The sequence below is a fragment of the Vicinamibacteria bacterium genome, assembly GCA_035620555.1.
GTDB lineage: Bacteria > Acidobacteriota > Vicinamibacteria > Marinacidobacterales > SMYC01 > DASPGQ01.
The window spans coordinates 1-13,367 of the sequence record DASPGQ010000641.1 but is presented as its reverse complement, the minus strand read 5'-3'; the positions used below and the strand labels follow the sequence as shown (position 1 = coordinate 13,367).

At 62.1% G+C, this 13,367-nt stretch carries 15 protein-coding genes; 5 read left to right on the top strand and 10 right to left on the bottom strand.

The features are described 5' to 3' along the window. On the top strand, nt 1–640 hold a 640-nt coding region (locus VEK15_26210; protein ID HXV64222.1), incomplete at its 5' end, for a DUF4388 domain-containing protein. Nucleotides 641–755: 115 nt separating this feature from the next. On the opposite strand, the gene VEK15_26205 is transcribed toward VEK15_26210, so the two are convergent. The 3 genes from VEK15_26205 to VEK15_26195 all read right to left on the bottom strand — a co-directional run bounded on the left by VEK15_26205 (nt 756) and on the right by VEK15_26195 (nt 2,143). Next, a complete protein-coding gene (locus VEK15_26205) occupies nt 756–1,175 on the bottom strand; it encodes a PIN domain-containing protein (protein ID HXV64221.1) in 420 nt (139 codons plus the stop codon). Continuing rightward, complete coding sequence (locus VEK15_26200) at nt 1,153–1,449, bottom strand: hypothetical protein (protein HXV64220.1); 297 nt, start codon at nt 1,447–1,449, stop codon at nt 1,153–1,155. Before VEK15_26200 ends, VEK15_26205 begins: the two co-directional genes overlap by 23 nt. Before the next feature lie 424 nt (nt 1,450–1,873). Next, nucleotides 1,874–2,143 carry a type II toxin-antitoxin system Phd/YefM family antitoxin gene (locus tag VEK15_26195; protein HXV64219.1) on the bottom strand — a complete coding sequence of 90 codons (270 nt, stop codon included), beginning with the start codon at nt 2,141–2,143 and terminating at the stop codon, nt 1,874–1,876. Between the two features lie 341 nt (nt 2,144–2,484). On the opposite strand from VEK15_26195, the gene VEK15_26190 reads away from it, so the two are divergent. After that, the gene (locus VEK15_26190) at nt 2,485–2,886 is read left to right on the top strand and encodes a DUF5678 domain-containing protein (protein HXV64218.1); all 402 of its coding nucleotides are present in this window, start codon (nt 2,485–2,487) and stop codon (nt 2,884–2,886) included. A 545-nt stretch (nt 2,887–3,431) separates the two neighbouring features. Here VEK15_26190 and murA read toward each other — a convergent pair. From murA to rpmE, 4 genes are read right to left on the bottom strand one after another with little or no spacing between them, the layout of a single operon-like run. Next, nucleotides 3,432–4,682 (bottom strand): UDP-N-acetylglucosamine 1-carboxyvinyltransferase, encoded by a 1,251-nt coding sequence (gene murA, locus VEK15_26185; protein HXV64217.1) that lies wholly within the window; start codon nt 4,680–4,682, stop codon nt 3,432–3,434. Nucleotides 4,683–4,685: 3 nt separating this feature from the next. Then, complete coding sequence (gene prmC, locus VEK15_26180) at nt 4,686–5,552, bottom strand: peptide chain release factor N(5)-glutamine methyltransferase (GenBank protein ID HXV64216.1); 867 nt, start codon at nt 5,550–5,552, stop codon at nt 4,686–4,688. Continuing rightward, on the bottom strand, nt 5,549–6,640 hold the full coding sequence (gene prfA, locus VEK15_26175; GenBank protein ID HXV64215.1) for a peptide chain release factor 1: 1,092 nt from the start codon (nt 6,638–6,640) through the stop codon (nt 5,549–5,551). The genes prmC and prfA overlap by 4 nt, the downstream gene beginning before the upstream one ends. 24 nt (nt 6,641–6,664) lie before the next feature. Continuing rightward, nucleotides 6,665–6,892, bottom strand: a complete 228-nt coding sequence (gene rpmE, locus VEK15_26170; GenBank protein HXV64214.1) for a 50S ribosomal protein L31 — start codon at nt 6,890–6,892, stop codon at nt 6,665–6,667. A gap of 79 nt (nt 6,893–6,971) precedes the next feature. On the opposite strand from rpmE, the gene VEK15_26165 reads away from it, so the two are divergent. From VEK15_26165 to VEK15_26155, 3 genes are all read left to right on the top strand, one after another. Further along, nucleotides 6,972–8,132: a class I SAM-dependent methyltransferase gene (locus VEK15_26165; GenBank protein HXV64213.1), complete on the top strand. Its 1,161-nt coding sequence runs from the start codon at nt 6,972–6,974 to the stop codon at nt 8,130–8,132. Between the two features lie 153 nt (nt 8,133–8,285). Next, nucleotides 8,286–8,750, top strand: coding sequence for an Hsp20/alpha crystallin family protein (locus tag VEK15_26160; protein HXV64212.1), 465 nt, complete (start codon nt 8,286–8,288; stop codon nt 8,748–8,750). 385 nt (nt 8,751–9,135) lie between these two features. Then, the gene (locus tag VEK15_26155) at nt 9,136–9,573 is read left to right on the top strand and encodes a CBS domain-containing protein (GenBank protein HXV64211.1); all 438 of its coding nucleotides are present in this window, start codon (nt 9,136–9,138) and stop codon (nt 9,571–9,573) included. A gap of 6 nt (nt 9,574–9,579) precedes the next feature. On the opposite strand, the gene rho is transcribed toward VEK15_26155, so the two are convergent. The 3 genes from rho to lon all read right to left on the bottom strand — a co-directional run. After that, the gene (gene rho / locus VEK15_26150) at nt 9,580–10,830 is read right to left on the bottom strand and encodes a transcription termination factor Rho (protein ID HXV64210.1); all 1,251 of its coding nucleotides are present in this window, start codon (nt 10,828–10,830) and stop codon (nt 9,580–9,582) included. Between the two features lie 38 nt (nt 10,831–10,868). Next, a complete protein-coding gene (gene yihA, locus VEK15_26145) occupies nt 10,869–11,480 on the bottom strand; it encodes a ribosome biogenesis GTP-binding protein YihA/YsxC (protein HXV64209.1) in 612 nt (203 codons plus the stop codon). Between the two features lie 55 nt (nt 11,481–11,535). Continuing rightward, a partial coding sequence (gene lon / locus VEK15_26140) for an endopeptidase La (GenBank protein HXV64208.1) occupies nt 11,536–13,367 on the bottom strand: 1,832 nt, incomplete at its 5' end.

Below are 13,367 nucleotides of genomic sequence, written 5' to 3'. Positions count from 1 at the left end.
GCAAACGTCCGAGAGCGTCGATCACGCCGCGACGAACTCCGGAACGAACGGGAACAGTTGGACCAGCCAGGCGAGCGCGCTCGCCGGATCTCTTTCCGAGATTCGGCTCACGACGCTTCTTCAGGTCATCGAGACCGACCGGGGAACTGGCACGCTCGTCATCCGGCAGGCTGCTCAGGAGGGCAAGGTTCATCTGCTGCAGGGGCAGGTCTGTCACGCGACGCTCGGTCGTGCCCGCGGGGTGAAAGCTCTCTACCGGCTCATGGCGCTCGAAGACGGGCGCTTCGAGTTCTTCGTACCGGGACGAAGCCCGGAGTACGAGACCGTGTCGGGAGATCTGAAGGGACATCTGCTGGAAGGGATGCGGCAGAAGGACGAGCTGGTCAAGTATCGCGGCGAGCTTCCTCGCAACGGGACCCCCCTCGTGTTCCATCCGTCGAAGGTCCTGCTGCCCGCTCGGGTTCCCCCGGCCGCCTTCGAAGTGATGGCCGCCGCCGCTCGATACAAGACAGTGGACAAGATCATCGAGTTCTGTCCGCTGGCCGACTTCGAGATCTGCCAAACCCTGGTGCTCCTTCTGAAGCACGGCGTCCTGACGAATCCGGAAGGCGAGAAGTTGCCAGTCGACGGCGGGGGCTGACTTGTCGTCACGGGAGACGCTCCACCTCCGCGCCCAGGGAGCGAAGCTTGGCCTCGATGTGCTCGTAACCCCGGTCGAGGTGGTTCGAACGAACAAGGCGGCTCGGCCAGTCGCGTCAGCGTGGCGGCGTGATTCGAAACTTCGTCTTTCCTCCGATGCGGTAGGTCTCGAAGTCGTCGTGGTCGATCGTAAATATAGATGAAAGCGTCTCGCGTTCGGCAAGGCGTACGAGCGTCGCGTCAGCGAAGTCCATCGGCCGATCGCTGTACTTGACCATGAGTCGTGCGAGATGGGACAGGTCGTGATCGTTAATCGGCAGTACTGTCACGACGCCGGAACGAATGAAGCGCCAAGTGCGCTCGAGCTCTTCCGTTCCTGGGCGCAACAAGTGGAAGAGCTCCGCGAGGACGGCCGCCGACGTGGCGAGGGGAAGCCGCAGCGAGGGGAACGCGTCAGAGCATCGTTTGTGCCAGGCGTCATCGCCGTCTAGGAGCGCAAGCATCGCGCCAGTGTCAGCCAGTCCTTTTGCTGACATGCTTTTTCTTTAGCTTGTCGCGAACGCGGTCGCTCGCTTCCTGGGCGCGACGAGGGTCTCCACCATGTATCGAGCCGACGTGGCGAGCCGCTTCTCTGTGAAGCCGCTGCTGTTCCTCCACATCGTCGTCCTCACGTCTCGACAGAGCCAGCCATTCTCGCGCGATCTTCTCGAGAAGCTGAGCGACGCTCGTCTCTTCGTCGCGTGCCGCTTCCTCGAGCCTCGCCTTGAGCTCGGGACATAGGCGCCAGCTATAGACCTCTGTCTTGTTCATGCACCACAGTGTAGTGCAACGAGAGGGATTCCGCAATGCCGATAGCTCACGGATCACAGAGAATGCGAACATGGCAAGCGCCTCGTGTGAGGTGAGGTCCTGGGTCGGACGATCCGAAAGGCGTTGTACCGGAAGCCTCATGGAGTTTCGCGTTCCAGGAGGCGCAGCGTCTCGGCATAGATGTTTCTTCGTGGCCCCAGAGCGATTACCTCCACTGCCCCCGAAGCTAGTCGATAAATGATTCGGAGCTTACCGATACGGAAGGACCTGAGACCGCTCAGTTGATTTTTCAAATTCTTCCCGCTACCCGGGTTCGCCAAAATCTCCTTCAGCGCGGCTCTTACTTTCCGCTTTAGATCAGGATGGAGATGTCGAATCAGCGACCGCATCCCTTTGGTAAGCTTCAGTCTCCGGCCAATGGCCATTAGCGGTCAGAATCCTGAAACAACTCCTCGAGCGAGTAGAGCTTGCCGCCGCGTTTGAGAGACTGAAGCCCGCGGCGGATCTCACTCATCAGCGCGGCATCGGAGCGGACAGCGATCGTCTCTTTCCAACTTTCGAACTCGTCCGGGCTCAGCAGGACGGCCGCCGGCCTTCCATTGCGAGTGATGGTGATGACTTCATCTCGAGAGGCAACCTCCTCGATGAGCTGGCTCAATCGTGCCTTCGCTTCTGAAAGTGGTAGAGTCTTCATTTCTGCGCCTCCATTCGTTGGTCCGAATTCGGACTATCATAGCTGCCTCGGTAACGGTGGTCAATTTGGAAGAGGGAAATTCCATTGCACTTACCGATGCGCCAGACCGCGATTGTCGTGATGGGGGAAATGACTCAGCGAATGGCGCCGAGACGTGCCGGACGGTACGCATGCGCGAGAAGAATCACAGGGACCCCGCTGCATCCCGCCGAGACCCGACGGTCGCGGGTTCGAGCTGCTGACGGCCTCCGAGATCTCGGCTGCGACGCTTCTCCAGGGCGAAGCGTTGCTGGCTGGAGCCATCCGTGTATGGGATCATGGTGTCGCGGTAGAATCTAAGTATGAGTGGAAAGCACAAGGGGCCTGACGTCGTGCAGGACGTATCGTCAGAGGCGGTGGACGTTCTCACGGTGCGGTTGCGGTCGCTCATCGCTGACGGCAAGACGTCAAGCGCACGGCAGCTGGCCGACGTCGCAGTTCGACAGCACCCCGACTCCGAGGAGTTGAAGGCCCTGCAAGAGGCTCTCCACCCGGGTGACGCCAGACGCACAAATCTTCGCGATTCTTCACATCGTACCAATATGGAATGGCTTGCGCAGCATCAGGAGCAGCATCGAGGAAAGTGGGTCGCCCTGTCGGGGGGGGAGCTCCTAGCTGCCGATGCAGACTTCGGAGCGCTCATGGCCGCGCTGAAGCCGCTCAAGCCGGATCGCAGACCTCTCATCCATCACGTTCCGGATTGAATCGAGGATCGCCCCGAAAAAGCGTGCTCCCATCGGACTTTGCCACCGGTGCTTGTACTTTTATCGACACCGCTCCCGGGACCCTTTACGAGGCAAGGATCTTCGTCCCGGTGCGTCTTGCGGGTCTCGACGTTGACGTCACCGCTATGGTCGATACTGCTGCCCCATGGTGCGTTCTCGAAGGCGCAATCGCCAATCTGTACGCGGATCGAGAAGCCAGTCTGGTTCCCCGCCAGAGGCTTTCTAGCAGGCTCGGCGACCATACGGGCGACCTTCACCGCTCGCCCATAACGCTGCTCGCGGACGAAGGCGACTCGCTGACAGTCGAAGCAACCATCTTCGTTTGCCCTGACTGGCCGGGTCCCAACGTAATTGGATACAACGGCCTTCTCGAACGAATCCGCTTCGCGGTGGGATCCCTCTCTGAACACGTTCTATTTCGGGCTGTGAGGCCCTTGCGTCCCTGGTGCTCCTTCTGAAGCACGGCGTCCTGACGATTCCGGAAGGCGAGAAGTCCCCAGTCGACGGCGGCGGCTGACTCGTCGTCAGGGGAGACGCTCCACCTCCGCGCCCAGGGAGCGAAGCTTGGCCTCGATGTGCTCGTAGCCCCGGTCGAGGTGGTAGACGCGATCGATGAGGCTTTCGCCGTCGGCGACGAGCGCGGCCAGTACGAGGCACGCGCTGGCGCGAAGGTCGGTCGCCATCACCCTCGCCCCCGAGAGCACGGTTGGTCCTTCGATCGACGCCCGATTGCCGGAGACCTGTATCCGCGCTCCCATGCGAGCGAGCTCGGCAATGTGCATGAAGCGATTCTCGAAAATCGTCTCGGTGACGAAGCTTCGGCCCGGGGCCTGAGTAAAGAGAACCGTCAGCTGGGCTTGCATGTCGGTAGGGAATCCCGGGTAGGGCTCGGTCACGATCTCTACCGCGCGGGGCGTCGCCGACGACACCCGGATCGTATCTTCACCCGAATCGATCGGGATTCCCGCTCGTCGAAGTGCCTCGAGCACCGCCCCGAGGTGGTCCGGCCGACAGCGAGTGAGAACCACATCGTCTCCGAGCAAAGCCGAGGCCACGAGAAACGTGCCGGTCTCGATGCGGTCGGGCACGATCCGGTGTCGTGCGCCTCCGAGACGCGAGACGCCCTCGATTCGGACCGTGTCGCTGCCGGCTCCCTCGATCCTGGCTCCCATCGCACTCAGGAGCTCGGCGAGATCCACGACTTCGGGCTCTCGAGCGGCGTTCTCCAGGACCGTCTCACCCCGGGCGAGGGTGGCCGCCATCAAGAGATTTTCGGTCCCGGTGACGGTCACGCGCGGGAATCGAATCGTGGCACCTCTCAATCCGTCCGAGCTCGCCTCGACGAAGCCGTGCTCGAGCACCACGCGAGCGCCCAGCTTCCTCAGCCCGCCGATATGCTGATCGATGGGTCGAGCCCCGATGGCGCAGCCTCCCGGCAGGGAGACACGGGCCTTGCCGTGTCGTGCCAGGAGAGGTCCGAGCACGAGAACCGAGGCCCGCATCGTCTTGACCAGCTCGTAGGGGGCCTCGTGCGAGCGAAGCTCACGCGTCACGATCTCGATTTCGTCGGGCGCGAGTGGCTCCACCTCGCTTCCCAGATCCCGGAGGAGGCGCCGCATGGTGCCCACGTCCCAGACGTCAGGGAGATTCTCGAGGTGCACGCGGTCGTCGGTGAGAAGGGATGCCGCCATCGCCGGTAGGGCGGCGTTCTTCGCGCCCCCGATACGGACGCGGCCCGAGAGGCGACGGCCGCCGATCACCCGAAGTTTGTCCAAGGGTTATCCCTTGCGAGCGACGACGATTCGCGGGATGCCGGCGAGATCGGGCGCGATGCGTCGCAGCTCGAGCCCGGCCCGTTCGACGATTCGTGTGACCCGACGATCCTGGCCCTTGGCGATCTCGAGTACGAGGACTCCCCCTGGTGCGAGGACGTCGCGCGCTTGGGGAACTAGGCGTTCGATGACCTCGAGGCCGTCGGCGCCTCCCGCAAGCGCCATTCGGGGCTCGTGCTCCGATACTTCGGGCTCGAGCTTCTCCATCTCGCTATCGGCGATGTAGGGCGGGTTGCTGACGACCGCATCGAAGGGGGCTTCACCGCGTACCGGCTCGACGAGATCGCCATGGAGAAAGACGATTCGCCGACCGAGATCGTGACGCTGCGTGTTCTCCCGGGCGACGGCGAGCGCAGCCGGAGACGCATCGACGGCGAATACCTCGGCTCCGCGGATCGCCCCGGCGAGGGCGATCGCGATGCAACCGCTTCCGCATCCGACGTCGAGGATACGCGGACGCTCCCGTCCCTCGAGCTCGGTCAACGCTTCGTCGACCACCCCTTCGGTCTCGGGACGAGGGATGAGCACCGCGGGGGTGATCCGGAAGGAAAGACCGTAGAACTCCTGGTTCCCGAGCAAATGCTGTATGGGAACGCGGCCCCGCCTGCGCTCCACGAGCTGGAAGAATAGCCCGGCTCCTTCGGCGCATACCGGGTCTCTCCATCGTGCCAGGAGCCGTTCGCGCGAGCAGCCCAGTGCATGCCGCAAGAGGAGCTCCGACTCGAATCGTGCGTCTCGTATTCCCGCGCCGCTGAGCTCGGCCGCGCCCCGCTCGATGAGCTTAATCGCGCTCGGACCGGACCCGGTCGTCACGATTGTACGGTAGCCTCGGCCTCTTTGAGCTTCTCGGTCTGATAGTGAGTGGCGAGAGCGTCGATCAGCTCCTCGAGATTTCCGTCCAGGATCGAGTCGAGCTGGTGGAGCGTCAGATGAATTCGATGATCGGAGACCCTTCCGTCCCTGAAATTGTAGGTGCGGATCTTCTCGCTACGGTCACCCGAGCCGATCTGGCCCTTGCGCTCGCTGGCGATCTGGTCGCGCTGCTCCTTGCGCGCGAGGTCGTATAGCCGCGAGCGAAGCACGCGCATCGCTTTGGCCTTGTTCTTGATCTGGGATTTTTCGTCCTGACAGGTGACCACCAAGCCGCTGGGAACGTGGGTGATGCGCACCGCGGACTTGGTCGTATTGACGCTCTGTCCTCCTGGTCCGGACGAACAGTACGTGTCGATGCGCAAGTCCTTGGGGTCGACTTCGACCTCGACCTCCTCCGCTTCCGGCAGGACGGCGACGGTCACGGCAGACGTGTGGATCCGTCCCGAGGCCTCGGTTGCCGGTACCCTCTGGACGCGATGCACCCCGCTCTCATATTTGAGCCGGCTATAGGCGCCCTTGCCCTCGACCAGGGCGACCACTTCCTTGATACCGCCGATTCCCGTCTCGTTCAGGCTCATGACCTCGACACGAAACCCCTGGGCTTCCGCGTAGAGGGAATACATCCGGAATATCTCCTGAGCGAACAGGGCCGCTTCTTCGCCTCCGGTGCCCGCCCGGATCTCGAGGAGCACATTGCGCTCGTCGTTGGGATCTCGGGGCAGGAGCTTGAGCCGCACTTCCCCGAAAAGCCTGCTCTCCTCCGACTCGAGCCTCTCGATCTCCTCCGAGGCCAGGGCTCTGAGCTCGGGCTCCTCCGCTTCTTTGAGCATTTCTCGGGTCTCTTGGAGCTGGGTTCGCGTCGTTCGGAGCGCTCGATAGAGGTTCACCAGGGGCTCCATCTCCGAGCGGACCTTGGCCAACCGGTGGATGAGCGCGGGATCCGCGATGACCTCCGGTTTTCCCAGCTCTGCCGTGACCTCCTCGAAGCGCTTCTCGACGGCGTCGAGCTTGTCTTCGAGGTTTCTCATCGATTCATCCTCGACTCTGGCACCTCAACGGCCGGCGCTCTTGCGCGGCCGCTCTCCATATTTTTGTTTGAATCGTTCGACCCGGCCCGCGGAATCGACGAGTTTCTGCTTGCCGGTGAAGAACGGGTGGCATTTGGAGCAGATCTCGAGCTTGATCTCTTTTTCGCCTTTGGTCGAGCGGGTCATAAAAGTCTCGCCGCAGGCACAGCTCACTCGAATCTCTTGGTATTTGGGGTGGATATCAGCTTTCATGGAACACAAAACTCCTGTCAGGAATACGGGCAATCTGCCATTATACTGCAGATTTCTGAGACACGTTGGACGCTTGCTCTTGACTCCCCGCCGCTACCAGCTCAACAAGCGCGCGACGGCCGCACTCGAGAGCGGCCATCCCTGGATCTTCCGGAAACACATGAGCTCGGCGGCCTCCGTGTTTCCCGACGGCCAGTGGCTTCAGCTCGTGGACGGTGCCAATCGAGTCGTGGGTCACGGCTTCTACCATCGGCGCGGCTCCATCGCCATCCGCATTCTCGGAAAAGGGGACCAGCCGTTCCGAAGCCAGGAGGTCCGCCGGAGAGTCGAAGCCTCGGTCTCCCGAAGAGCTCCTCTGTGCGACGAGACCAACGCCTATCGGGTCGTGCACGGGGAGAACGACCAGCTGCCCGCCGTCACTGTCGACCGGTACGATACGGTCGCCGTCGTTTCGAGCTACGCGGCGGGAGCGGACGGGGTGGCCCGTCTCGCGGCTCGTTACGTCCGCGGCCTGCTGAATCTCTCGGGTGTGCTCCTCCGTGCCGGCAAGCGCCGACTGGACGCTGCCCCAAGCCCCCGCGTCGTCTTCGGCGAGGTGCCCGAGACCATCGGCGTGAAAGAGGACGGGCAGCGAATGGTGGTTTCCGTGAGAATCGGCCAGAAGGGGGGCACGTTCCTGGACCTTCGTGGGCTGAGGCGTTTGATTCGTGGGTCGGAGCTTCAGGGGAAGAGCGTTCTCGATCTGTTCTCCTACACGGGAAGTCTCGGGGCGGCCGCCGAGCTCGCCGGAGCGGCTCGGATCTGGCACGTCGATTCGTCGGCGAGCGCCCTTGCGTTGGGCGAGGCGAGCCACACCCTCGTCCCCGACCGTCACCGCTGGGTTCAGGCCGACGCCTTCGAATGGGTGCGGAAGCTCGATCGCGCGGAACGATTCGACCTCGTGCTCGTGGATCCTCCCCAGATGACCAGCCAGGCCCGTCAAGTGCCTCGGGCTCTGGTCGCCTATCGGCGGCTCTATCAAGCGCTCGCGCCACGCGTGAGTCCTGATGGCATTCTGGTCGCCTGCTGTTGCACCTCACGAATCGAGGCGACGAGGTTCCAGGCCCTGGTCGCCGAGTCGCTCGGGAGCGGGTTTCACTTTCTCGCCCGCGTCCCCGCCGAGCTCGATCATCCGGTCCGTTTTCCCGAGGCGGACTATTTGAAGGTGCTTGTTTTTCGACGGGGTGCCAAAGCTCTGTAGTCGCGTCGAAGATATTAGTACGCTGACAGATATTTATTCGAGTTAATCTTCAAATTCTTGCGAAGATTTCTTGACCGGTGTGGATCCACGTGATAGAATTTCCCCGTATGAAGGACAGGGGGTTCAGCCCCTAGATCAAACGGAGGTGTCACAATGACTGGATTGGTTCGTTGGGAACCGTTCCTGCGGGATTTCGACACCCTCGCTGGGCGGTTCAATCAGCTGTTCAACCCTTTTACGCCTGTCGCGACGGATCCGACCGTGGTTCAGCCAACCATGACGGGTTGGTATCCCGCCGTGGACATCCGCGATAACGGCGACGTCCTGACGATCGAGGCCGAGCTTCCGGGCTTCAAAAAGGAAGACATAGACGTTCGTGTTGAGAACGGAGTGCTATCGATCAGCGGTGAACGTCGTCGCGCCGAGGCTTACGACGGGCACAGGTCCGAGTATCTCCGTTCGGAGCGAACGTTCGGCCGTTTCAGTCGATCTTTCTCGCTCCCGACGATGGTGGAGAGCCAGAGTATCCACGCGAAGTATCGTGACGGCATCCTGGTTCTCACGCTCCCGAAGACGGAGGCGTCTCGTCCTCGTGCCATCGACGTCAAGGTCCACTAATCAATCGTAAATCCGGACGGAGGAGCCCATCGAGGCTCCTCCGTTCCCCGCGTCCGCACACGTCGGAGAATCACGCTCCCCGTGGCGGAGCCTGGGAGAGAGGGTAACTACATGCTCGCTCGCTGTTACGGTTCGTCGACATCGATTCGAAGGAACTATGGTTACACCACCCCGGTGCGCATCGGCCCGCCGTTGCTGGCCCCTAGGAACGCTCCCAACCGGGCCTGGAGACGCGACGTCTCGCGGTCGCTCGCACGGACGAGAGCCTTCAGGAATTGGAAGGCCCGCTTTCGAGCCCTGTTGAAGGAGCTGGCGGCGGTGGGCCGCTCCCGCCCGAGCGGCGCACTCGGATAAAAGATGGAAGACGGAATTTTCGGGAGGCGTCATGGGCCTGCTGAAGATCGCAACGGTTCCCGCCGTCACGGTCGAGCCTGAGAGCTCGGTTCTCGACGCCGTGCGCCAGATGCAAGAACACAACGTCGGCGCCGCCGCCGTCGTCGAGGACGGGCGTCTCATCGGAATTTTCACCGAGCGCGACGTGATGAACCGGGTCGCTCTCCACCAGAAAGACGTTGCTTCCACACGAGTGCGCGCGGTGATGACCCGCGACCCCGTCACCGCCAAGCGCGACATGCCCTATGGAGACGCTCTTCAGATGATGGTGGGGCAGCATTTCCGACACATCCCCGTCCTCGACGACGAGGGACGGGTGGTCGGAATTCTCTCCGCGAGAGATCTCTACGAGCACGCCGTCGAGCGCTTGAGCCACGAGCTCAACGCGGTCGTGAGCTACTTTACGGCGGATGGCCCGGGAGGGGACTAGCGGAGCTCACTGCCCCGACATCGACGAGAGAAACTCCTGGTTGTCCTTGGTCTTTCCCATCTTGTCGAGAAGTAGCTCCATCGCCTCGACCTGCGACAGCGGCGAGAGGACCTTGCGCAGGATCCAGACGCGGTTGAGCTCGTCCTTCGACAGCAGGAGCTCTTCCTTGCGGGTGCCGCTCTTGTTGATGTCGATCGAGGGGAACACGCGCTTGTCCACGAGCTTTCGGTCGAGGTGGATCTCCATGTTGCCCGTGCCCTTGAACTCCTCGAAGATGACGTCGTCCATGCGGCTTCCGGTCTCGATGAGCGCGGTGGCCATGATCGTGAGGGAGCCTCCCTCCTCGATGTTGCGTGCCGCGCCGAAGAACCGCTTGGGCCTCTGGAGCGCGTTGCTATCGACACCTCCGGAGAGCACTTTGCCCGAAGGCGGCACGACGGTGTTGTAGGCCCGCGCAAGCCGGGTGATGGAGTCCAGCAGGATCACGACGTCACGCTTGTGCTCTACGAGGCGCTTGGCCTTCTCGATCACCATCTCCGCCACCTGCACGTGGCGTGAAGCGGCCTCGTCGAAAGTGGAGCTGATGACCTCGCCGTGGACCGAACGCTGCATGTCGGTCACCTCTTCGGGCCGTTCATCGATGAGCAGCACGATGAGCACCACCTCGGGATGGTTGGCGGTGATGCTGTTGGCGATGTTCTGGAGCAGCATCGTTTTGCCCGTGCGAGGAGCGGCCACGATGAGCCCGCGTTGACCCTTGCCGATGGGGGTCATCAGATCCATGACCCGCGCCGACAGGTTCTCCTTGGCCGTCTCGAGCCGGATGCGATCCTGAGGGTAGAGCGGGGTGAGGTTGTCGAAGAAGATCCGTTCCCGTGCCGCTTCCGGAGGCTCGAAGTTCACCGCCTCCACTTTGATCAGCGCGAAGTAGCGCTCACCTTCCTTGGGCGGGCGGATCTGGCCGGAGATCGTGTCACCGGTTCTCAGGTCGAACTTCCGTATCTGGGATGGGGAAACGTAGATGTCGTCCGGTCCGGGTAGATAGTTGTACTCGGGCGCACGCAGGAAACCGAAACCATCGGGCAGGCACTCCAGGACGCCCTCGGAAAAAATCAAGCCGCTCTGCTCGGTCTGGGCTTGCAGAATCTTGAAGATGAGCTCCTGCTTGCGCATGCCCGTCGCGCCCGAGACCCCGAGGTCCTTGGCGACCTTGGCGAGGCCGGAGATGTTCATCTCCTTGAGCTCGGCGATGTTCAGGGACTTCGTCTTAACTTCGTTGCGAGGGGGTGCCTCGGCTATTTCTTCGGTGCTCGTCTCGCCCCGCGAACGTGTCTCTCGATCACCTTCCATAGCTCTTTCCTTCCTTCACTCGTGACCGCGGAAAACGGAATGACGGGAATAGCTCCCGCGGCCCCAAAGGCTCCTGTCAGCTTCGCCAGCTGGTCTCGCCGGCGACTTCGACCCAGCTTGTCCGCCTTCGTCGCCACGACGACATAGTCGAGCCCCGCTTGCTCGATCCGGTCGCGCATGCCCAGATCGCTCGCCAGCGGGTCTCGTCGAAGGTCCACGAGAAGCAGGACCAAACGCTCTTTCTTGCGCTCGAAGAGATAGCTCGTTATCAGCCTTTCCCACTTTCTCCTGACGGCGACCGGGGCTCGGGCGAAGCCGTAGCCGGGGAGATCTACGAGCATCAATCGTTCGCTGACGCGGAAGAAGTTGACGACCTGCGTTCGGCCCGGCGTCTTGGAAACGAACGCGAGCTTCCTCAGGCCTACGAGCCGGTTCAGCAGGCTCGACTTGCCCACATTGGATCGTCCTACCGCTGCCACTTCCGGCAGGTCGTCCTCGGGGAAGTCGGGGGGAGAAGCGGCGCTGCGAACGAGCTGTAGCGTCTGGGTTCGGCTCATCGTTCCTGGCCGGCCATGCTGTCAAGACTAGAGACCTCGTCAATGGGTACGTAAACTAATGTGTGACTGATTCGCCCGCCACGGGACCCTCCTCGCGGATCTCGGGCTCGAGGCCGGACTCGGAATCCTCCACGGATTCGGCCGACGGGCTGGAAATGGGCGCGGTGAGCGCCACCGCGAAGACTTCTTCTACTTTCTCGACGAGCGTGATGGTGAGCTCCTTGCGAACCTCTTCCGGCAGCTCGGAGAGATCCTTCTCGTTGTCGCGTGGAAGAATGATCTTGGTGATTCCGGCGCGGTGGGCGGCGAGGAGCTTCTCTTTGACGCCTCCGATGGCGAGCACTTTTCCCCGTAGCGTCACCTCGCCCGTCATCGCCACGTCGGAGTGAACCGGGATGCCGGATAGCACCGAAAGAAGCGCGGTGGCCATGGTGATTCCGGCCGAGGGGCCATCCTTGGGGATCGCCCCTTCGGGAACGTGGAGATGGATGTCGAGTTTCTTGTGAAAATCCGGGGGAAGGCCGTAGATGTCGGCGCGCGATCGAATGACCGAGACCGCCGTCCTCGCCGACTCCTGCATGACCTCACCGAGCTTGCCGGTAATCGTGAGGTCGCCCTTGCCCGGCATCAAAGTGGCTTCGGTCGTCAAGAGCTCTCCGCCCACTTCCGTCCAGGCTAATCCCGTGGCCATCCCCACCTCGGCCTCGCCTTCCTTGTTGCGTGGCCTGAATTTGGGGACGCCGAGATAGGTTTCGATCGTTTCCGGAGTGACCTCGATCTCGATCGAGCCCCCCTCTTTGACGAGTCGGCGGGCCACCTTGCGAAAGACGGAAGCGATTTCGCGTTCGAGCGACCGTACTCCCGCCTCGCGCGTATACCGTCGGATGATCTCCGCGATCGCCCCCACACTCATCGAGACCTTCTTGCTCTTCAGGCCGTTCGCTTCTTTTTGCTTGGCCACGAGGAAGCGTTTGGCGATCTCGAGCTTCTCCTCCTCGGTATAGCCGGGAATTCGGATGACCTCGAGCCGATCCATGAGCGCCTGCGGCATGTTCTGCATGACGTTCGCCGTCGCGATGAACATGGCGTTCGAAAGGTCGTACTCGACGTCGAGATAGTGGTCATGAAACGAGTGATTCTGCTCCGGGTCCAGCACTTCCAGAAGGGCGGATGCCGGGTCGCCACGAAAGTCCATGCTCATCTTGTCGACCTCGTCGAGAAGGATGAGTGGGTTCACTGTCCCCGCCTTCTTCATCATCTGAATGATCTGGCCGGGAAATGCCCCGATGTAGGTGCGCCGATGGCCGCGGATTTCTGCCTCGTCGCGAATGCCCCCTAGGGACAGACGAACGAACTTCCGGTTCGTCGCCCGGGCAACCGAACGGGCCAGAGACGTCTTGCCCACCCCCGGCGGTCCCACCAGACACAAGATGGGCCCCCGCTGCTTCTTCACGAGCCGCCGTACGGCGAGGAACTCGATGATGCGGTCCTTGACCTTCTGAAGCCCGTAGTGGTCTTCGTCCAGAACACGCTCGGCGCGCCCGATGTCGCGGCTCTCGCGGGTACGTTTGTGCCAGGGCACGTTGAGCAGCCAATCCAGATAATTCCTCGATACCGTGGCCTCCGCGGACATTGGCGGCATCGCCTCGAGCCGCTTGAACTCCGTTATCGCTTTCTCCTCTGCCTCCTTGCTCATCCGGGCTTCGGCGATGCGGTTGCGAAGCTCCTCGACATCGTTCCCGCGCTCGTCTTTACGCCCGAGCTCCTTCTGAATGGCCTTCATCTTCTCGTTGAGGTAGTACTCTTTCTGAGCCCTCTCCATTTGCTTTCGAACGCGGCCCTGGATTCGACGATCGACCTGGAGCTTGTCCACTTCGAGCTCCAGTA

Bases quoted from the DNA above. Each gene is read 5' to 3' on its own strand.
- yihA (HXV64209.1), bottom strand. From the start codon at position 11,480: ATGAGCCGAACCCAGACGCTACAGCTCGTTCGCAGCGCCGCTTCTCCC.
- VEK15_26200 (HXV64220.1), bottom strand. From the start codon at position 1,449: ATGAACAAGACAGAGGTCTATAGCTGGCGCCTATGTCCCGAGCTCAAG.
- VEK15_26160 (HXV64212.1), top strand. From the start codon at position 8,286: ATGACTGGATTGGTTCGTTGGGAACCGTTCCTGCGGGATTTCGACACC.
- prfA (HXV64215.1), bottom strand. From the start codon at position 6,640: ATGAGAAACCTCGAAGACAAGCTCGACGCCGTCGAGAAGCGCTTCGAG.
- VEK15_26205 (HXV64221.1), bottom strand. From the start codon at position 1,175: ATGTCAGCAAAAGGACTGGCTGACACTGGCGCGATGCTTGCGCTCCTA.
- VEK15_26190 (HXV64218.1), top strand. From the start codon at position 2,485: ATGAGTGGAAAGCACAAGGGGCCTGACGTCGTGCAGGACGTATCGTCA.
- VEK15_26195 (HXV64219.1), bottom strand. From the start codon at position 2,143: ATGAAGACTCTACCACTTTCAGAAGCGAAGGCACGATTGAGCCAGCTC.
- VEK15_26155 (HXV64211.1), top strand. From the start codon at position 9,136: ATGGGCCTGCTGAAGATCGCAACGGTTCCCGCCGTCACGGTCGAGCCT.
- rpmE (HXV64214.1), bottom strand. From the start codon at position 6,892: ATGAAAGCTGATATCCACCCCAAATACCAAGAGATTCGAGTGAGCTGT.